The following is a 20,128-nucleotide window of genomic DNA, read 5'->3' on the forward strand; positions in this document are numbered from 1 at the left end:
CGTGGGTGTCAAAGGGTATGCGATACATTTATCCTTTCCCCCCGGAAATGCCGTCCTAATGCGTGACAAAGCCCAAAAACGACACAACACAGAGGGAGGTGATACTATCGCTGATTATATCAGGGCAGACACCACGCTGCCCGCCTATCTTCCATACCCCCGTTTCCTGCTGAAAATGGAGATTTCACAGACCGCCAAGCTGCTGTATGCGCTTTTATTAGACCGCTCCACCCTGTCACAGAAGAACGGCTGGCAGGACGGCGAGGGCAGGATATTCATTGTCTACCCCGTTGCGGAGATAGCGGAAATGCTGGACAAGGGTTGTACCGCCATCAAGGGAGCCTTGAAAGAACTGGACGCAGCCGGGCTTTTAGAACGGGAACGGCGGGGCTTCTCCGCACCCAATCGGCTTTATGTGAAAGTGCCGCCTGTCCCAGTGGTACGGTTTTCCGACCAACTGATGGCCGGAAAAGCGACCCTCATACAGTCGGAAAAGCGACCTTATGACGGTCGGAAAACCGACCCTATGATGGTCGGAAAACCGACCCCTAACAAAACTAATATAAACAACTTAATAGAGAACCAAACAATGAGAGCGAGTGGGGAGCCGCCCACAGCTTATGGCCGATATGAGAATATTTTTCTGTCAAAGGACGAATATGACGAGTTACAGGCAGAATACCCGGACAGGCTGGAACGGCTGATTGAGGAAATGAGCCATTACCTTGCCGCCAGCGGGAAAGCCTACCAGAATTATGCCGCCGCCTTGCACAGATGGGCGGCCAATGACAAAAAGGGAGCCGTAAAACAGGGCATCCCCGACTATACCTGTATGGAGGGAGAAAGCTTATGACAAGTGAAATCAAAGATATTTTGGAGAACATGACAACCGCCGCCCCGGAGATGGAGGACTATATCGGCGAGGACGGACTGCTTTACTGCGGAAAGTGCCATACGCCGAAAGAAGCCTACTTCCCGGAGGGTAAGGAGCTGTTTGGCCGTGACCGCCACCCGGCAGAGTGCGACTGCCAGAGAGCCGCCCGTGAGCAGCGGCAGGCCGCCGAGGAACACCGCCGCCATGTGGAAGCCGTGGAAAATCTGAAACAGAGGGCTTTTGCCGACTCAGCCATGCAGCAATGGACATTCGAGAACGACAACGGCAGAAACCCGCAGACCGGGATTGCCCGGCGGTATGCGGAGCATTGGGAAGAAATGCAGGCCGAAAACATCGGCTGCCTGTTCTGGGGGAACGTCGGCAACGGGAAAAGCTACCTTGCGGGCTGTATCGCAAACGCCCTCATGGAGAAAGAAGTCCCCGTATATATGACGAACTTCGCCGTTATCCTGGGCGACCTCTCTCCCGGCTTTACAGGCCGGAATGAGTATATTTCCCGCCTTTGCCGCTATCCGCTGCTTATCATTGACGACTTCGGCATGGAGCGTGGCACCGACTATGGACTGGAACAGGTATTCCATGTGATTGATACCCGATACCGCAGCAACAAGCCGCTGATCGCCACCACCAACCGCCCGCTGGACGAGTTGAAAAAGCCGACAGACACGGCCCATTCCCGGATTTATGACCGACTGCTGTCCATGTGCGTCCCGATACGCTTTACTGGCGTCAACTTCCGGCAGGAAACCGCAAAGCGGAAAATGGAAACCATGAAGAAACTGCTGGCTGAATGAAAGGAGTATTGCCTATGGAGAATATCAAGCAGCACGACCACCGTACCACCCGCCGCCCCGACTGCGTGACGGAAATCCGCATGGGGAATACCGTTCTTGTCGTGTCCGGCTTTTTCAAGAAAGACACCACCAGCACCGCCGCCGACAAGATGGCGAGGGTACTGGAAGCGGAAGCCGCTGCTACACAAAAAAAGGCGATTTGACAAGCTGTAAAGAAGCAGATTTATCACTTTTACCGCTGTACAGCCGCCCCTGTTCCGTGGTACAATGAAACCACGGAATAGTGGGGCTGGCTGTCGGAAACGGAGGATTTTATGTTAAGACAAGCCACCCAAAACCTCATTACCGCCCTTTATCCGAGATTGTCCCATGAGGACGAATTGCAAGGCGAGAGCAATTCCATTTCCAACCAGAAACGGATTTTGGAAGCCTACGCCAAGCAGAACGGCTTTACCAATCTGCGCTGGTACACCGACGACGGCTACTCAGGTGCGAACTTCCAGCGGCCCGGATTTCAAGCCATGCTTGCAGACATTGAAGCCGGGAAAGTCGGCACCGTCATAGTCAAGGACATGAGCAGGCTGGGGCGTAATTACTTGCAGGTGGGATTTTACACGGAAATGCTGTTCCCTCAAAAGGGCGTGCGTTTTATCGCTGTCAATGACAACGTGGACAGCGCAAACGGCGGCATGGACAATGATTTTACCCCTCTGCGGAACTTATTTAACGAATGGCTGGTGAGAGATACGAGCAAGAAAATCAAGGCAGTAAAGAAAGCAAAAGGCATGAGCGGCAAGCCTGTAACCAGCAAGCCAGTCTATGGCTATCTCATGGACAAGGACGAGAACTATATCGTTGACGAGGAAGCCGCCCCGGTTGTCCGGCAGATTTACCAGCTTTGCCTTGCGGGAAATGGCCCGACCAAGATTGCCCGTATGCTGACGGAGCAGCAAATCCCCACGCCGGGGACGCTGGAATACCGCAGGACGGGCAGCACCCGACGCTACCACCCCGGCTATGAGTGCAAGTGGGCGACAAACACCGTCGTCCATCTGCTGGAAAACCGGGAGTACACTGGCTGTCTGGTAAACTTCAAGACGGAGAAGCCCTCTTACAAGGTCAAGCACAGCGTTGAGAACCCCATCGAGAAGCAGGCTATCTTCCCAAATCACCATGAGCCGATTATCGACACGGAAACATGGGAGCGTGTGCAGGAGTTACGCAAGCAGCGAAAACGCCCGAACCGCTATGATGAAGTGGGGCTGTTCTCTGGTATGCTGTTCTGCGCCGACTGCGGCCATGTGCTGTATCAGCAGCGGTATCAGAACAAGAACCGCAAGCAGGACTGTTATATCTGCGGCAGCTACAAGAAGCGTACCCGTGACTGTACGGCACACTTTATCCGCACCGACCTTTTGACGGCGGGCGTGCTTTCCAATCTCCGGCAAGTGACGGAATACGCCGCCAGGCATGAGAGCCGCTTTGTAAAGCTGCTCATCCAGCAGAACGAAATCGGCGGCAAGAGAAAGACCGCCGCAGCCACGAAGCAGCTTGAACAGGCCCAGACACGCATTGCCGAAGTGAACCGCATTATCAAGCGGCTGTATGAGGACAATGTAAGCGGCAAAATCAGCGACGAGCGTTTCATGGAGCTGTCGGCGGACTATGAGCAGGAGCAGCGGGAACTGAAAGACCGGGCTGCCGCTTTGCAGGAGGAACTTTCCAAGTCGCAGGCCGCCACCGTCAACGCCGAGAAATTCATGGGGATTGTGAGAAAGCACCTTGCTTTTGAAGAATTGACCCCCACCCTCTTGCGGGAAATGATTGAGAAAATCGTCGTGCATGAGTGCAGCTATGACGAGAACGGCACCCGCAGGCAGGACATTGAGATTTATTACAGCTTTGTCGGCAAGATAGACTTGCCGGAAGCCTAACGCCTGACCTATCCGACACAGCCCTAAGTGCCGGATAGGAACGGCAAAATTTTTTACACTTCTATTACTTCTTTATCGCACATTAGCAAACGAAAAAGGTCTGTCACAGCTAAATGCTGCAGCAGACCTTTTATAATGCTATTTTATGCGCTCAGATCAAACCTGGCTGTTGTTATCGAGGAAGTCCATAACATCATCAACGGTTGTGAATGCAAGTGCGGTGCAGGTATCTGCGCAGCCGTAGTAGATGCAGATTCTTCCGGTGTCAGCGTCAACGAGGTTAGCGCAGGGGAATGTAACTGCGTCGGTATCACCAACGAGCTCATAGTACTCCTGAGGGCTGAGGAGGTAGGAAGCACCTCTCTTGAGAACCTTCCAAGGCTCGTCCTTATCGAGGAGAGCTGCGGAGAAGCTATATACATAGCCGTTGCAGGAAGTAAGTACACCGTGGTAGAAAATGAGCCAGCCGCGATCGGTCTCTATAGGAATAGGACCTGCGCCCATCTTAGTGGATTCCCAGCCCTTGGAGGGACCCATTACGTGTCTGTGCTGGCCCCAGAATGTGAGGTCGGGAGACTGGCTGATGAACATATCGCCGAAAGGAGTGTGTCCGCTGTCGGAAGGACGGCTCATCATCATGTACTTGCCGTTGATCTTTCTGGGGAACATAACGCCGTTTCTGTTGAAGGGGAGGTATGCGTTCTCAAGCTGTGTGAAGGTCTTGAAATCGTAGGTGTAAGCGATACCGATGGTAGGCTTCCAGCCGTAAGCGTTGCACCATGTTACAACGTACTTGTCTTCGAGCTTGCAAACTCTGGGATCGTAGCCGTACTGCCACTGAGCAACCTCGGGGATATCGCACTCAAAGTGGATTCTCTCCTCGTTGATGTCCCAATTGATACCGTCCTTGGAGAAGCCAACGTGAAGCTCCATGTTTCTCTCTCTGTCGTCAACTCTGAAAACGCCTGCGAACTTGTAGTCGCCGTTCTCGAAAGGTACAACGGAGCTGTTGAAGATGGAGTTGGAAGGCTCTCTGTAGCCGTTAGCCTTCTTAACCATGATCTGATCTCTCTTGATGATAGGGTTAGCACTGTATCTCCATACAACGTCTCTGCATCCCTCGGGCTTTTCCATCCAGGGGATATTGGGCATGGATACGCCGTTTACAACCTGTGTTTTCATTACGAAATCCGCCTTTCATATTTAAATTTATTTTCGTTTCGCATTACTGCGTTTTTTACTGTAATTTAACTATACCAAAATTTCATTTCATTGTCAATAGTGTTTGATTTTACATTTAGACACATTTAATTTTGTTAAAACTGCACAACAAAGTCCATTTCAACCGTTTAAGAACGGCTTTTCACGGGTCAAATTCAGCCGTGCAGAGCATTTTAAGAGGCTGATGATGTTAATTTTCCCGAACTTGCCCAACATTTTTGTTGATATCGCACTATTTTCAGCATCAAATTTTTACACATATTTTTTATCTAACCTTGATTTAACTTAATTTAACCTGTTTTCAGGTTAAAAATAAGACGCATATTTTTACTTTTCACGGCATATGATTTTCCATATTTACAGAAAGTCGGTCATGCCTATGAATACGCTCATCGAAACCGCAAATTCCCTGCTGTGGGGCAGGTTCACCGTGGCGCTTATCCTCTGCTGCGGCATATATCACACGGTAAAAAGCGGATTTATCCAGCTGAAGCTCCCGAAGCACCTTTTCTCATCGGACGGCAAGAACAGGCTGGGAGCTGTTACGAGCGCTCTTGCCGCATCTCTGGGAACGGGAAATATCACGGGCTGCGCCGCCGCCATTGCCGCAGGAGGCGCAGGGGCGGTGTTCTGGATGTGGCTCTCCGCCCTTGGGGGAATGGCGCTTGCATACTCGGAAAACCGCATAGGCGCTGAGTTTGGGGAGAAATATCCCAAGTCCGCCAGAGGGCCTATGCTGTACATTGAAAAGGGCATGGGGGCAAAGTGGCTGGCGTCGGCTTATGCTGTATGCTGCCTTGGGGCGGCAATATTTATGGGCAGCATGAGCCAGTCGGGGGCGCTGTCCGACGCACTTTCGGCACAAACTCCCCTGCCACGGTACATATGCTCATTGGCTGCGGCTGTAGTCACGGCTGCGGTGCTTTTTTCCTCCGACCGTGCGGCGGAAGGGGTAATGAAATTTTCCGCAAGGATAGTGCCTGTTATGGGGCTGCTGTACGTGGGCGGCTGCATTGGGCTGCTCATTATATCAAAGTGTGATGTTTCAGGCGCATTTGCGGATATATTCTCCCAAGCATTTTCACTGAAAGCGGCAGCAGGCGGAGCAGCTGGCATTACGGTGAAAAAAGCCGTTTCCGTCGGGCTGCGCAGGGGGATATTCTCCAACGAGGCTGGCATGGGAAGCTCCGTCCTCGTTCACTCCGAGGCAGATTTCGGCGAACCGCAGTCTGCGGGAGCATGGGCTGCCTTTGAGGTATTTCTTGACACGATAGTCTGCTGTACCCTTACCGCACTGGTGATAATATGCTGCAAAACCAACGACATCACCGCAGCATTCTCATACGGCTTCGGCAGGTGGGGCGGCGGGTTCGTGTGCCTGTGCATATGTATGTTTGCCCTCGCCTCGGTGCTGGGGTGGAGCTGCTACGGGGAAAAATGCCTGTGCTACATCACGGGAAAGCACTGCGGAAAATGGTGCAGGCTGGTGTTCTGCCTTGCATGCGCCGCAGGGGGATTTATCGCCACGGAAAGCGTTTTCGGCATAAGCGACCTTTTCAACTGCCTGCTGATGATAATAAATCTGCCTGTGATAACCGTTCTGACCATGCGCAGCGGCAAATAATACCATTATAACTTTTATCGCCATTTCATATGTACTTAAACCTCACACTTCCGCATACATATAATCATAGCAAAATGCAAATCGGAAAGGATGGTAACAAAATGATGAAATTTTATCCTGAGGGCTGCCTGATAAATACTCCCGAAAATAAAGCCTCAGTCAGTTCACTGGAAGCCCTTGAGGAAGCACGCATAAGCGGAAAGATACTTGAAGCCAAAGCCTCGGTCTGCGACAGCGGACATAACCTTATCGCCGAGCTGCCCTGCGGAAGAGCGGTCATTCCCCGAAATGAGGGCGCTGTGGGCATCGAGGATGGCTCCACACGGGATATCGCACTGATAACCAAAGTCAACAAGCCAGTCTGCTTTAAGGTCACGGAAATATCGGAACGGGGCATTTTTCTCTCCCGCCGTGCAGCCCAGCAGGAGTGCATAGACAGATACATAAGCCGCCTGATTCCCGGCGATATCATTCCCGCTCGGGTCACTCATCTGGAACAGTTCGGCGCATTTGTGGATATCGGCTGCGGTCTGCCCTCGCTGATACCGATCGACGCAATATCCGTGTCAAGGATATCCCACCCATCGGACAGATTTTACGCAGGGCAGATGATACGTGCGGCGGTCAAGGGCGTGAACGGCAGCAGGATATGGCTCACCCACAAGGAGCTGCTGGGCACATGGGAGGAGAACGCCGCCTGCTTTTCCTGCGGCGAGACCGTTTCGGGCATTATCCGCTCCGTGGAGGATTACGGCATATTCGTGGAGCTTGCCCCAAACCTTGCGGGACTTGCCGAGCCTAAGGCGGGAGTGCGGGCAGGTCAGCATGCAGGGGTGTATATCAAGGCGATGATTCCCGAGAAAATGAAAGTGAAGCTCATCATCGTAGATGTGTTTGACAGCGATGACCGCCCCGAGCCGCCCAGATATTTCATTCCCGAGAACGTGAGCCGGATCGAGCGCTGGCGCTATACCTCAGAGCTTTCGGACAGGGTGATCGAGACGATTTTTGACTGATACTTCAAGAATAAATAAAGACGCATAGTAAAATTTGTCTGATTTTTTTATAAAAAGCCCTTGCCAAGCCGAAAAAAATATGATATAATACACTTGTTACAGTTGTGACTAACGTTTAAACATATATTTCGGAGGAAAAAATATAATGGGAGTTATTGAAATTGTCAGCGGTATCGTGCTGATTCTGTGCAGTATTTTCATTGTGGTCATCACACTTATGCAGTCCCAGAAGCAGCAGGGCATGACAAGTGCAATTCAGGGCTCAAACAATGACAGCTTTTACGGAAAGAACGGTCAGAACACAAGAGAAAAAGCTCTTGAAAGACTGACAAAGATTGTTGCTGTAGTTTTCTTCGTTGTAACCATTGCAGCAAACATAATCGCTGTTATAGCGACTAAGGGCTGATAAAAGCTTTGGCTCCCGCACCGAATGCCGTGCGGGGGCTTTTTTATTAGGTAAGGGTATATGGATATAAAGCTTTACTATTCGGAGCATGGCAGCGGTGAGCCGCTGATACTTCTCCACGGAAACGGCGAGGACAGTGGATACTTCAAAGAGCAGATACGCTTTTTCTCAAAGCATTTTCGGGTCATAGCCGTTGACACCAGGGGTCACGGCAGGTCGCCAAGAGGGAATGCCCCGTTTACTCTGACGCAGTTTGCGGAGGATCTCAGGTGCTTTATGCTTGAAATGGGGATAAAAAAAGCCCACATTCTGGGCTTTTCCGACGGCGCAAACATCGCCATGCTTTTTGCGCTGAAATATCCGCAGATGACGGACAGGCTCATACTCAACAGCGGCAACATATTTCCCTCGGGAATGAAATTGTCGGTGCGCCTGCCAATCGAAGCAGGATATGCGCTTAACAAAGCGCTTTCAAAAATAAGCAAGCGGGCAAAAAAACAGGCGGAGCTGCTGGGGCTTATGGCAAACGAGCCCCATATCCGCCCGAAAGAGCTTTCGGCGATACGGTCAAAAGCCCTTGTCATCGCAGGAAACAAGGATATGATAAAAGGAAGCCACACACGCCTTATCGCCTCTTCGCTGCCAAATTCGCAGCTGGCGATAATTTGGGGCGATCACTTTACAGCGGCAAAAAAGCCCAAGGTGTTTGACCGTGTGGTCTATAGATTTTTAACTGAAAAGGAAAGGTCATAAATATGGCAGATATTTCACAGATTTGCATAGCAAGAATACTTAATGTAATGGAGCAGTGCGGAAAGAAAGCTATATCCGACAAGGCTCTTTACGGCAAAGTAAAAGGCAAAAAAGTAACTCTCCCCGACTATAAAAAAGCCGTTTCATGGCTCAAAGAGCGTGGAGATATCGTTGAGATAAAGCAGGGCTACATTCTCACCAAGGCAAACGGAATGTTCACCGCCGAGGTAGCACGTATCAACAAAACATTCGGCTTTATAAAGTGCGAGGACGGCACGGAAATATTCGTCCCCGGCAAATTCCTTAAAGGCGCAATGCCCGGAGATACGGTGGTATGCCGACTTATTCCTCCCCGTGGTGATTCACCCGAGGCAGAGGTAACAGCCATTGCAAAGGAGGGCTTCTCCGAATTTACGGGAACTGCCGAAAAGTCGGAGGGTCAGTGGTATGTCCGCCCCGACAGCTTCTGCAAGGATCTTATCGCTGTGAGCGAAAAGTACCCCGATATAAAAGAGGGCGACAAGGTGCTGGCAACTATCACCAAGAGAGGTGAGCGCCATGCCGACCACAGATGCAAGATAAGCGCAGTTTTCGGAAGCTCTGACAAGGCTTACAGCAGCGCTCTGGCTGTGCTGTACATGAACGATGTGGAGACCGAGTTCCCCATTGCCGTGCAGGACGAGGCACGCCACATTTCAGGCATGAAGATAACCGACAAGGACATCTACGGCCGCCTTGACCTGAGAGACAAGATAATCTTCACCATTGACGGTGCGGATACAAAGGATATAGATGACGCAGTTTCCGTTGAAAAGGCCGAGAATGGCTGGAAGCTGGGCGTTCACATTGCGGACGTTTCCCACTACGTAAAGCCAAATTCAGAGCTGGATAAGGACGCTTTTCTCCGTGGAACCTCCATATATTACGCAAACAAGGTAATACCAATGCTCCCCAAGGAGCTTTCCAACGGCATATGCTCCCTTAACCCCAACGAGGACAGGCTCGCATTCTCATGTCTCATGGAGCTTGACGAGGACGGAAAGCTCACAAAGTACAAGTTCAGCAAGACCGTTATCCGTTCCCGTGTAAAAGGCGTTTACAGCGAGGTTAACAAGATACTGGACTGCCGTGACGATGTTTCAAAGATCCCCGCTGATATTGCGGAAAAGTATGCGGGACTTACGGACACGATCTTCCTCATGCAGCAGCTGGCGGAGATACTTACAGCCAACAAGCTGAAAAGAGGCGCTCCCCAGATCGACACTCCCGAATGCAAGCTGACCATCGACGAAAACGAGGTCTGCACAGACGTTCAGAAGCGTGAGCGTGGCAGAGCGGAGCTTATCATCGAGGAATTTATGCTCAGCGCCAACGAGGCTGCCGCAAAGACCGCAAGGGAAAACAATATCCCCTTTGTTTACCGTGTGCATGAAAATCCCGCACCCGAAAAGATAACCGAGCTGCTTGAAGTAATAGACAGGCTGAATATCCCCCACCCCAACTTCTCCAGCGTAAAGCCTGCACATCTGGCACAGATACTGGATTCCGTCAGGGATACGGAGCTTTCGCCTGTGATAAACAACATGGTGCTCAGGTCAATGGCAAAGGCGAAGTATTCCGATGAACCTCTCGGTCACTTCGGACTGGTGCTGAAAGACTATGCACACTTCACATCGCCTATCAGAAGATATCCCGACCTTGCGATACACCGTATCCTCACCGACCTGTGCTACAACAAAATGCCACCTGCGGTCATTGCAAAGAGATACGGCAAATTTGCGGCAAACGCATCACTCCAGTCCTCCGAATGTGAGCTGACGGCAATGAGAGTTGAGCGTGACTGCGAGGACTGCTACATTGCGGAATATATGTCATCGCATCTGGGCGAGGAGTTTGAGGGCAACATCAGCGGAATAACCGATTACGGAATGTACGTGGAGCTGCCCAATACCGTTGAGGGACTTGTTAAGATAGAAACGCTTCCCGACGGCACATACGAGTATGACGGACATTTCTCGCTTACCAGAGACGGCAAGGCAGTATATTCCGTGGGACAGAATGTGCGTGTAAAATGTGTCAAGACAGATGTTTCGGGCGGAAAGATTGATTTTGTTATTGCATAAAAATAAGCGGACTGACGGACTTTTGAAAAAACAAAAGTCCGTTTTTTGCTGAAAGAGATAAGCGCACAAATAAAAACATCAGCACAAATGAGATCAAGGTAAAGGGTTTAGGTCAAGCCTTTTTCCCGAAAGGCTTGCGGGTGTCCAGAGGGCAGAGCCATCTGGTCGCTGTCCGCAGACAGCGAAATCCGTTTGCTTGCGGCTAAAATGATTAAAATATTAGCCGACTGACTAAAAAATTTTCAAAGCCGCCTGCACAGTGAGTTCAAAGTCCTGCAAATGAATATTTTCTATCATTATATACAAAAGGCTATTAAAATGCAGGCGGCTTGAAACTGAGAGCAATTTCGCAGAAATTGCGTTTCAGTTTCCGCCGTAAGGCGCAGGTACGGACAAAATAAACAGTTTCATATGCAGCACTCATTATAAAAAGTGCTGTCTTTCTCATTTGTCCATTCTCTCAAACAAAAACGGACTTCCGGATAAAATAACCGAAAGTCCGTATGTTTTTATCAGCCCTGCTCCCTAAGCCCCGAAAGGGCGCTTCTTCCGACCTTATCATAAAAGGCGGAAACAAATATAACCGGTGCCGAGAAATGCACCGCAGGTTCATTAGTTGAAAAGCTGTACTCGTTATCGATATAGCACTTTGCGGGGGGCATTCCCTTTTCAATGTGCCACTTGGAATATTCGTCCCCACGCTCGCCGTTTGCTCCGCTGACTATCATTCCCGGGAGAGGTGAATCGGAATTTGAGGATATGGACAGCTTATGTGACGGGAATCGACAGTATTCCTCGCCTGCTCCTGTCATATACATGATATCCATAGGGTTCTGTCCGAAAATGTACGAGAACTGGTCGGTGGCTCCCGAAAGATACCTCTGGTCGCCGCTGATAAGATATGCGGTGATAAAGTCCATGCAGTCGGAAAGCACATCGGCGTTGCTTCCGTAGCAATATCCGCCGCCTGCGCTCCTTGCAGTCCTGTAGCCGCTTTCCTTTATGGCGATGAGCATTCTCTCCGCCCTGTCGGTAAGGCGCTTTCTGATGAAAGCTTCCACTGCACGGTCACGGTTATGCTCGCTCAGCAGATAGGACAGCGCCGCAAAGCCGCCGCACTGTGTTCCGCCGAAGCCTGTGAAAACAGAGGTCACATATTTGCGGGAGATCATATCGGCAAAGCTGTCGTCCCCCGTAAGGGAATACATCTCGCACATTGCCCACATAAAGTCACTTTCAAGGCGGAATGCGCCCTCTCCGCTTTCGGAACAGCTGCCGTCTTTTCCCGTGTAATAGTTATATTCATCTGACTGGACTATCCACAGCCAGCTTTTTTCCGCTGCGTTCCTGAGCTTTTTCGCATAGCTCATGTCAACGCCCCTGAAGCAGTCCGCCGCAAGTGCGGTCACTGCCGTAAATCTGAGAGCCGCACGGCAGGTCTTATCCTCGATAAAATATTCGTCGTTATCCTCATCGGGGGCAACAAATGTGTCTGAATGGCGTGCGTCAATGCCCGAATACACGCCGCCGTCGCTGTCCTGCATTTTCATGAGCCAGTCAAGACCCCACCTGCATTCGTCCTCGATAAGAACTCTTTCAGGCTTGGGGAAGCTTCCTCTGAAAAGCTTCAGGGCATAGAGCATATCCGCCGCAGTAAGGCAGGCAGATACGGTATTTCGGCAGTAGCAGCCTGCGCTGTGCCAGCCGCCCGAAACATTCCTTGTTGCATCGGAATCACTCCTGAAAGCAATGGGATCCATATGGCATTCCCTGCGCATGAAGTCTTCGTCTTTACGCTCGGAAAAGCTGTCGTTTTCAAAATTGAAGCCGCAGCGGTTCAGATATATTCCGTGAAGAATGGTGCTGCGGATATTCTTGTATGGGTTTTCGGATATCTCAAACTCGTCCGAACGCCTGTAGCCTGCCCTGATAAAATATCTTCCCTTAACGTTATAATCGGAAAAATCCGCCAGACGGACGGTATCCCCCGACTCCCTGTCATAAAAAGGGTGGGAAAGGCGGCCTGCATAAACGCTTACGCCCCTGACAGCATCTACAAGGTAAAAGATGCCTGCGGTAACGCTGCACACAGCCGATTTGGGCATACCTGTCATATACCCCAGTCGATTGATATGTATTTTCTTTTTCACAGCCGTCACCTCCGCACTTTAATTTACTATAATTATACCCTACAATCCAAGAAAATTTATATCGTTACCTATGACAAATATGGAATATTATTTGTTGTATTTTTTTAATTTTGCTTGAACGGACTTGCGGAAATCGGCACATCGTGTTATAATAAACGGAGATATGCACAAGCTTGCCGACAGGTGTTAATTCAGAGTTTTACAGGAGTGGTTATATGGAGATAAAATTTAATGACAGCTGTATAAATTACGGCGGAAGAGTCGATATAAAAGATGACGGAGCATATTTTTACTTTGCTTCCTCATATTTGCAGGTGCGCTTTACGGGCACTGAAATATCTGCGGTGATAAATAACAGCAGCGTGTGGGGAACCCTCTGCATAGGATACATTATCGACGGCAGAATGGGCAAGATCCCCCTTTCCCCCGCAAACAACGGCAAGGATATCACCTATCAGATAGCAAACAGCCTTGAAGAAAATAAGGAGCACACCCTGCTCATCTACAAGCGTCATGCAGCAAACCACAGCTTTGCGGTAAAGAGCCTTTCATGCAGCGGCGAATTTCTCTCCGCTCCCGAAAAGCCCGCCCTCAGGCTGGAATTTTACGGCGACAGCGTTTCCGCAGGAGAAGTTTCCGAGGCGGTGGATTTTGTGGGCAGATGCGACCCTGCTTCCCACGACAGCTCATACGATAACTCCTACCTCAGCTACACATGGCAGACGGCCCGTATGTTGGGTGCGGATATCCAGAACGTTTCCCAGGGCGGCATTGCAGTGTTTGATGACACAGGCTATTTCCACGCTCCCAAGATGATAGGCATGGAGTCGGTATATGACAAGATGTGCTACTTCCCCGAGGGCGGCGAGATAACCGAATGGGATTTCTCACGCTACACCCCCGACGCAGTAGTATTTGCCCTTGGTCAGAACGACAAGCACAACGGTCTGACCGATGTCGATGATATCGACATCTACGATAACGCCACCCGCACAAAGTGGAAAGAGGGCTACAAGAAGATAGTAAAGGCTGTTCATTCCCATTACCCTGCAAAAACAAAGTACATCTTCCTCACCACTCTGCTCATGCACGACCCCGAGTGGGACAAGGCAATAGATGAAGTCGTAAGCGAGCTTAAAGCAGATGGTCTTGACGCACATCATTTCATGTTCAGGCGAAACGGCGCAGCCACCCCCGGCCACCCCAGATATCCCGAGCACACCGAAATGGCTCAGGAGCTTTCAGCATTTATAAAGACTATACTTTAAGGAGACGAAATGGAGCTTATCCAGTCAATAGATTTTTCCGTTCTCGATTTTATAAGGGAACATCTCAACTGCCGATTTCTTGATATTTTTCTCGGCATTTTCACCACCCTCGGCAACGGCGGCATAGTGTGGATAGCCCTTACCGTAGGGCTGCTCATCTCAAAAAAATACCGCCGACTGGGCTGCGTTATGGCAATAGGTCTTGCCTTCTGCCTGCTTACGGGCAATCTGTTTTTAAAGCTATTGATAGCAAGGGACAGACCTTTCATAGTAAACCCCGATATAATCCTTGCCATATCGCCGCCGTCTGGATATTCATTCCCCTCGGGCCATTCATATTCGTCATTCATATCGGCAGTGATAATGGCAAAATACAGCCGCAAGCTTGCCGCAGCAGCAATTCCCGCAGCTGTACTGATAGCATTTTCAAGGCTGTATTTTTACGTGCATTTCCCCACCGATGTGCTGGCAGGCACGCTGATGGGCATAATTTTCGGACTTGTTATATATAAAATATGTGACGGCAGGATAATCAAAACTGCCGCCGATAAGGAGAATCAAAATGGTTGAGAAAGTTAAGGGCATATGCGAAAAGGCAGTTCAGGGGAAAATATCTCCCGAATCATTTTATGACACTCTGAGAGCTGTGGCTGACGACACCCGCACCGATGACGACCTTGCCTGCCTGCTGGAGGACGTTCTCATGGAAATTGAAATGGAACACGACGGCAACGGCGGCGCAAAGGCAGGAAAGCGCATCATCAAGGAAGCAGCTGAAAGGCTGCTGGAAGAAATGGAGTAACACTATTCTCATGCAGTTTTATCTTGGTATAGACATGGGCGGCTCGGCTGTAAAGCTTATTGCCGCCTCGGTAAATAACGGCACACTTGATGTTCTTGGCAGAACATCATACCCCTCGGGGGAGTCTGCCGAAAGGCTTGAAAATGAAGCAAGAAAGCTTATAAGCGAGCTGGGACTTTCCGAAAAGGATATTGTTGGAGCGGCGCTTACAGGCGTTGGCGCATCTGACGTGGCAGACAATTTCCTTGGCGCACCCGTCATACGCTTCAGCGAGTTTGAGTGCTTCGGAAGAGGCGGACAGTACCTCAGCGGGCATAACAAGGCGCTGGTGGTAAGCATGGGCACAGGCACCGCCTTTGTCAGAGCAGACGGCGATACATATATCCATCTGGGCGGCAGCGGAGTAGGCGGAGGCGCTCTTTCGGGGCTTTCCGAGCTTATCACGGGAGTACGCCGCAGCAGCGAGATAAACAAGATGATCTCCGCAGGCAGCGCCGCAAGGGTCGATCTCACCATAGGCGACATATGCAAAGGCGATGTCGGCGGACTTTCCCCCGATGTCACAGCCGCAAACTTCGGCAAAAAGGTGATGTCCACCGATAAAAACGACATTGCCGCAGGTCTGGCAAACATGGTATTCCAGACCGCAGGGGTCATGGCAGCACTTGCCTGCAAGAACACAGACTACGAACACGTTGTGTTTGTAGGCGCAATGACCGAAATACCCGAGGGCAGGGAGATGCTCCGTGCCGTGGGAAATCTTCACGGAATGACCTTTGATGTGCCCGCAGGCGGCACATATGCGGGAGCGCTGGGAGCGGTGCTCAGGTGCTGTAAGTAAATATAAAAGCAGGGCTGTTGCAGATGATTGCAGCAGCCCTTTCTTCTGTTATTTTATTATCCCATATCCCAGCTTCATCATCAAAATGCGTCTCACATGGCTTTCAATGATATCATCGCTAAGCTCGCCGCTTTCGTATGCGGCTTTAAGGTCATTATATGCCGTCTCATAATCTGTCACGCATATCATGTCATTATCCGCAAGTATTGCTTTTACATAGACCGAGCCGTCGCCTGCGTATTCTTTTATTGCGTCCATTCCCATGTCGTCGGTGATAGCAACGCCGTCGAACTCCAGCTTGTCTCTCAGCACCTCATGTATTGCAGGCGAAAGGGAAGCGGGATAGTCGGGGTCAATATTGTCATATATCGTGTGACCCACCATAACTGCGGGGGTTTTGTCCTGCACGGCGTTGATGCCTGCGGAGAACGGCACAAAATCACGGTTATAGAACTCGTAAAGCTCCCTGCTGTCATGAGCCATGCCCTTGTGAGTGTCGGTGTTCTCGCCGTAGCCGAGGAAATGCTTCAGGCAGGAAGCCAGCTTTCTGTCGGCAGATGCACTGACAATGGCAGCCACAGCCTCGGCAGTATGCTCGGGATCCTGACCCATGGTTCGGGGATAGATGTATGAGTTTTCGTCCTCGGAAATATCCGCCACGGGTGCAAGGTTCAGGTTTATGCCCAGCGATGTGAGCAGCTCTGCCTTTTCCTTGGCATCTATCTCCAGCAGCTCCGCCCCCCCTCGGCCGTAAAGCACCTGCGGGGAAGAAAACGGCTCATCACGGAAAGCGGCGTATTTGCTCACTCTCACCACCGTGCCGCCCTCCTCGTCAACTGCAATAAACGGGGCAATAGTCACGGACGAGCTTATTTCCGCCGTAAGGGCGGTCACAGATTCGGGGCTTGCATTCTTGAAATCATCGGCGTACATGGTATATCCGCCGAAATTGTATTCCGATATGACCTGCGCCGCATTGGCAGGCATTCTTGCCAGCAGCAGCTGACCTATCTTTTCATCGGCGGACATTTCCGAAAGCAGCTCATCTGCCCTTTCGGCATATTTCTCCGACTTGGACTTCTGAGAAACGGAGGTCTCCGTCTCAGTCACCTCAGCCTCGGTTATCTCGGTAAGGGTTATGCCCACGGCAGGGGCGTTCTTGCCGATGTTTGCGTCATTTTCAATTATATTGTTCACCGATTCGCTGACGGAAGAGCACCCTGTAAGTGCGGCAGCGCAGAGAACGGCAAAAAGCTTTGACAGCTTCAATCATATCAATCCTTTCGGCAGATAATATATCTGATATTTGACAATATCCAATATATAACTATGTCTGATATAATTATACACATATGACCGTTTTCTGTCAATAAGCGGTTTATTCTCCCTTAACAGGCAAAGGCTTGGCAGACGCTCTCATCACCAGCAGGAAGGATATTATTATTTCAACAGCGGTCAGTACCGCAAAGAAAGCCACGCCCTGTGCAGCATTGCCAGTAGGGCCGTTGGCAAAAAGTCCCGCAAGCTTAAACAGACCTGTGTACAGCCACTGAACCTTTTCTATGCCGAAAACAGCCAGCACGCCGAGGTTGGGGCCGAACGCAATAAGGCATATCACAACTGCAGCTATCCAGCCGGGCAGGCGATAAACTATGGAAGTGAACATAATGCCCGCCGCACCCGATGCAAGGCAGAACATAAAGCAAAGCAGATATAATCTGAGATAAACAAGAACTATGTTCATACCGCTCTCCAAAAGCGCTGACACTCCGCCGTAAACCTCAGCACCCCAGAACGGCTGTCCGCCGCCCATAGCAGCCGTCAGCGGTGAAAGCACGGCACATTCTGCGGTAACAAGCAGTGAAATTATGGCAACGGATATGAGCTGTGAAAGGATAGCAGTCTTTCGTGATGCGCCGTTTGCTGCGGCTGTATTGACAAAATCCTGTGAATAGCAGCACATAAACACAAACATCATTATCATTGAAAAAGCGTCAAGGGCTGTCATCTCTGCGCCCTTAAAGGTAAATGGTGTACGCTCAATAAGAGATGTCAGAGTTGCCCCAAAAAACATTCCGCCAATGCTCATAGTAGGGAGGAATGCAAGTGTCCCTTTCATTCTCATAAGCTGATATTTTACGCAGCCTGTTAAGCTTCTTATTGTCATATTATCTCCCCCTATCAAGAATTCGTCAGTTGGATAAACAGTGCCTGCAAGCTCAGCGGCTCTGCTTCAAGCTCAGGCGGAACATTGTCCTTTGCCCTGTTTCCCTTTACGTATGCGGTCTTTAGCCCGCCGATCGAGTCAACGCTCATAACGTCTTTTCCTGCAATGAAGCTTTCCACATCGGAGGCCTTGCCCGATACGCTGTAGCCCATGGAACGAACATTGTCCGTATCCTCATCAAGCAGCAGCTTTCCGTCCTTGATGACCACTGCCCTTTCGATTATCCCCGCAGCCTCCTCAATAAGATGAGTGGAGATAACATATGTGGCAGGGTGATCGTTATAGTGGTTCACCACCTGCCTGTAGAACATATCACGGTGATTTGCGTCCAGTCCCAGCACAGGCTCGTCAAAGAACACTACAGGCGCATTGCAGGCAAGGGCATTAACTATCTTTGCAATGGTGCGGTAGCCTGTGGAAAGCCTGCCGAGCCTCTTTTTTATGTCAAGCCCATATTCGTTGCAGAGCTTCATAGCATAGTCCATATCATAATCGGGATAGAAAAATGAAGCGGTCTTAAACATCTCTTTTACTTTAATGGCAGGATTATACAAAAGCTGCTCGCTCATCATATGTATCTTGCCCACAGCGCTGTCGTTATCCGCCTGAGGCTCGCCGTCAACTGTTACCTCCCCCGAATCCGCAAAAATACGGTTGCTTACAATGTTCAGCAGCGTGGATTTTCCTGCACCGTTCCTGCCCAGCAGACCGTAAATGCAGTTTTCTTTAAGGGTAAGGCTCACATCGTCAAGAGCCTTGTTCTTTCCGTAGGATTTTGAAACGTTTTTTATCTCAATGGTGCTCATTATTGTCACAGCCTTTCTCTATCATGGTGATTATCTCGTCTCTGGAAATTTTCAGCTTTTCAGCCTCGCTGACCAGCGCCCTGATGTATTTGTCGAAAAATTCCTGCTTTCGTTCACTGCGGATCTTGCTTTCCGCACCTGTGCTGACGAACATACCAAGTCCCCTTTTCTTGTAGATGATGCCCTTTTCCACCAGAATGTTCACCCCTTTAAGGGCGGTGGCAGGGTTTATTTTGTACATGGCGGATATTTCCGTAGTAGATGGGATCTGCGTTTCCTCGGGGAAAACGCCTGTCAGAATATTTTCCTCCACCCATTCCGCCATCTGGATATAAATGGGCTTTTCGCCGTCAAAGCTTATCAATACGCTTCACCTCCGTTAGTGTGTCGGTTAATTACTTGTGTAACTAACTATATCACTTGCAATATGATATGTCAATAAGGCAAATATATATTTGTAGGATATGACAGTAAAAGACAGATGTGCCCACCATATATTGTATAACTTGCATACCAAGACATAAAAAAATCACCGCATTTTGAAGCTTATCCAAAATGCGGTGAGCTTTTATGTTGCGAAATTACTTGAGCTTTGCTCCGTCGCTGAACGCATTGCCCACCTTTTCGCCCAGAGCAATATAGTCATTATTTGCAGGGTCAAAGGTAATGGGTCTGAACTTGGAAAGATCGATCTTTCCGCCAGTGAGAATGTTCTCATCTGCGCTGACGTTTACTATCTCGCCCACCAGGCGGCAGCTTTCCTCGTCGTAGCTTACAAGCTTGCACTCGAGAGTCATTGGCAGCTGCTCAAAAACGGGAGCATCTACCTTTTCGCTCTTTACGGCAGTCCAGCCTGACTTTTTCATCTTGTCGGGATCATTGTTTGCGGAAACTATACCTACAAAATCCGCAGCCACAACATTTGCCGCATCAGCAGGGCTTACGGTGAATGCGCCCCTTGCAAGGATATTCTTTGTGGTCTTATGGCCTGCGCTGACGCAGATAGATATCTGTGTACTGTCGCTGATACCGCCCCAAGCGGCATTCATTGCATCGGGTACGCCGTTCTCGTCATATGTGCCGATAATAAGCACGGGCATGGGATAAAGCATAGCCTTTGCACCAAAATCTTTTCTCATAGTAAAATCCTCCTTAATATGAGAATTATCATCATGATAGATTTACAATATAAGTGCAACACATGGAAAAAATAATGACACATAAAGCAACTCGTGTTATAATGGGAGTAACCACACAACCATAAACAG

The 20,128-nt window shown here is 50.0% G+C and carries 20 protein-coding genes; 13 read left to right on the forward strand and 7 right to left on the reverse strand.

Annotated elements, in window-relative coordinates:
- Positions 1-58 precede the first annotated feature (58 nt).
- From OCV68_RS09845 to OCV68_RS09860, 4 genes are all read left to right on the forward strand, one after another.
- Positions 59-853 carry a replication initiator protein A gene (locus tag OCV68_RS09845; RefSeq protein WP_001205019.1) on the forward strand — a complete coding sequence of 265 codons (795 nt, stop codon included), beginning with the start codon at positions 59-61 and terminating at the stop codon, positions 851-853.
- Complete coding sequence (locus OCV68_RS09850) at positions 850-1,689, forward strand: ATP-binding protein (protein ID WP_000200031.1); 840 nt, start codon at positions 850-852, stop codon at positions 1,687-1,689. Before OCV68_RS09845 ends, OCV68_RS09850 begins: the two co-directional genes overlap by 4 nt.
- Positions 1,690-1,703: 14 nt before the next feature.
- Positions 1,704-1,892 (forward strand): transposon-encoded TnpW family protein, encoded by a 189-nt coding sequence (locus OCV68_RS09855; RefSeq protein ID WP_000427739.1) that lies wholly within the window; start codon positions 1,704-1,706, stop codon positions 1,890-1,892.
- 111 nt (positions 1,893-2,003) lie between these two features.
- Positions 2,004-3,623, forward strand: a complete 1,620-nt coding sequence (locus OCV68_RS09860; protein WP_000945966.1) for a recombinase family protein — start codon at positions 2,004-2,006, stop codon at positions 3,621-3,623.
- Positions 3,624-3,779: 156 nt separating this feature from the next.
- On the opposite strand, the gene OCV68_RS09865 is transcribed toward OCV68_RS09860, so the two are convergent.
- Entirely contained in the window at positions 3,780-4,805 is a 1,026-nt protein-coding gene (locus tag OCV68_RS09865; RefSeq protein ID WP_022473971.1) for a glycoside hydrolase family 130 protein, read from the reverse strand.
- Between the two features lie 418 nt (positions 4,806-5,223).
- Between OCV68_RS09865 and OCV68_RS09870 the strand changes: the two genes are divergently transcribed.
- The 5 genes from OCV68_RS09870 to rnr all read left to right on the forward strand — a co-directional run bounded on the left by OCV68_RS09870 (position 5,224) and on the right by rnr (position 10,766).
- A complete protein-coding gene (locus OCV68_RS09870; protein ID WP_262572306.1) occupies positions 5,224-6,468 on the forward strand; it encodes an alanine/glycine:cation symporter family protein in 1,245 nt (414 codons plus the stop codon).
- Between the two features lie 101 nt (positions 6,469-6,569).
- On the forward strand, positions 6,570-7,484 hold the full coding sequence (locus tag OCV68_RS09875) for a S1 RNA-binding domain-containing protein (RefSeq protein WP_262572308.1): 915 nt from the start codon (positions 6,570-6,572) through the stop codon (positions 7,482-7,484).
- 145 nt (positions 7,485-7,629) lie between these two features.
- Positions 7,630-7,890, forward strand: coding sequence for a preprotein translocase subunit SecG (secG, locus tag OCV68_RS09880; RefSeq protein WP_022475861.1), 261 nt, complete (start codon positions 7,630-7,632; stop codon positions 7,888-7,890).
- 60 nt (positions 7,891-7,950) lie between these two features.
- Positions 7,951-8,643 (forward strand): alpha/beta fold hydrolase, encoded by a 693-nt coding sequence (locus tag OCV68_RS09885; protein WP_262572309.1) that lies wholly within the window; start codon positions 7,951-7,953, stop codon positions 8,641-8,643.
- A 2-nt stretch (positions 8,644-8,645) separates the two neighbouring features.
- On the forward strand, positions 8,646-10,766 hold the full coding sequence (rnr, locus tag OCV68_RS09890) for a ribonuclease R (RefSeq protein WP_262572311.1): 2,121 nt from the start codon (positions 8,646-8,648) through the stop codon (positions 10,764-10,766).
- 512 nt (positions 10,767-11,278) lie between these two features.
- Here the strand turns inward: rnr and OCV68_RS09895 are convergent.
- Positions 11,279-12,916 carry a glycoside hydrolase family 9 protein gene (locus OCV68_RS09895; RefSeq protein ID WP_262572313.1) on the reverse strand — a complete coding sequence of 546 codons (1,638 nt, stop codon included), beginning with the start codon at positions 12,914-12,916 and terminating at the stop codon, positions 11,279-11,281.
- Between the two features lie 215 nt (positions 12,917-13,131).
- Between OCV68_RS09895 and OCV68_RS09900 the strand changes: the two genes are divergently transcribed.
- The 4 genes from OCV68_RS09900 to OCV68_RS09915 are packed head-to-tail and all read left to right on the forward strand — an operon-like array spanning position 13,132 to position 15,827.
- Positions 13,132-14,184 (forward strand): SGNH/GDSL hydrolase family protein, encoded by a 1,053-nt coding sequence (locus OCV68_RS09900; protein WP_262572315.1) that lies wholly within the window; start codon positions 13,132-13,134, stop codon positions 14,182-14,184.
- 9 nt (positions 14,185-14,193) lie between these two features.
- Positions 14,194-14,754 (forward strand): phosphatase PAP2 family protein, encoded by a 561-nt coding sequence (locus tag OCV68_RS09905; RefSeq protein WP_147622133.1) that lies wholly within the window; start codon positions 14,194-14,196, stop codon positions 14,752-14,754.
- On the forward strand, positions 14,747-14,986 hold the full coding sequence (locus OCV68_RS09910) for a hypothetical protein (RefSeq protein ID WP_178086084.1): 240 nt from the start codon (positions 14,747-14,749) through the stop codon (positions 14,984-14,986). Before OCV68_RS09905 ends, OCV68_RS09910 begins: the two co-directional genes overlap by 8 nt.
- Positions 14,987-14,996: 10 nt before the next feature.
- Positions 14,997-15,827, forward strand: a complete 831-nt coding sequence (locus OCV68_RS09915) for an acetate and sugar kinases/Hsc70/actin family protein (RefSeq protein WP_262572318.1) — start codon at positions 14,997-14,999, stop codon at positions 15,825-15,827.
- A 48-nt stretch (positions 15,828-15,875) separates the two neighbouring features.
- Here the strand turns inward: OCV68_RS09915 and OCV68_RS09920 are convergent, their stop codons facing one another.
- The 5 genes from OCV68_RS09920 to OCV68_RS09940 all read right to left on the reverse strand — a co-directional run bounded on the left by OCV68_RS09920 (position 15,876) and on the right by OCV68_RS09940 (position 19,999).
- Entirely contained in the window at positions 15,876-17,096 is a 1,221-nt protein-coding gene (locus OCV68_RS09920; protein WP_262572320.1) for a glycoside hydrolase family 3 N-terminal domain-containing protein, read from the reverse strand.
- Between the two features lie 109 nt (positions 17,097-17,205).
- Complete coding sequence (locus tag OCV68_RS09925) at positions 17,206-17,994, reverse strand: hypothetical protein (RefSeq protein WP_262572322.1); 789 nt, start codon at positions 17,992-17,994, stop codon at positions 17,206-17,208.
- A 14-nt stretch (positions 17,995-18,008) separates the two neighbouring features.
- The gene (locus OCV68_RS09930) at positions 18,009-18,860 is read right to left on the reverse strand and encodes an ATP-binding cassette domain-containing protein (protein ID WP_262572323.1); all 852 of its coding nucleotides are present in this window, start codon (positions 18,858-18,860) and stop codon (positions 18,009-18,011) included.
- Positions 18,847-19,185, reverse strand: coding sequence for a GntR family transcriptional regulator (locus tag OCV68_RS09935; RefSeq protein ID WP_147622164.1), 339 nt, complete (start codon positions 19,183-19,185; stop codon positions 18,847-18,849). Before OCV68_RS09935 ends, OCV68_RS09930 begins: the two co-directional genes overlap by 14 nt.
- Positions 19,186-19,441: 256 nt before the next feature.
- Positions 19,442-19,999: a flavin reductase family protein gene (locus tag OCV68_RS09940; protein ID WP_262572325.1), complete on the reverse strand. Its 558-nt coding sequence runs from the start codon at positions 19,997-19,999 to the stop codon at positions 19,442-19,444.
- Positions 20,000-20,128 lie beyond the last annotated feature (129 nt).

Source organism: Huintestinicola butyrica (genome assembly GCF_025567215.1).
GTDB lineage: Bacteria > Bacillota > Clostridia > Oscillospirales > Ruminococcaceae > Huintestinicola > Huintestinicola butyrica.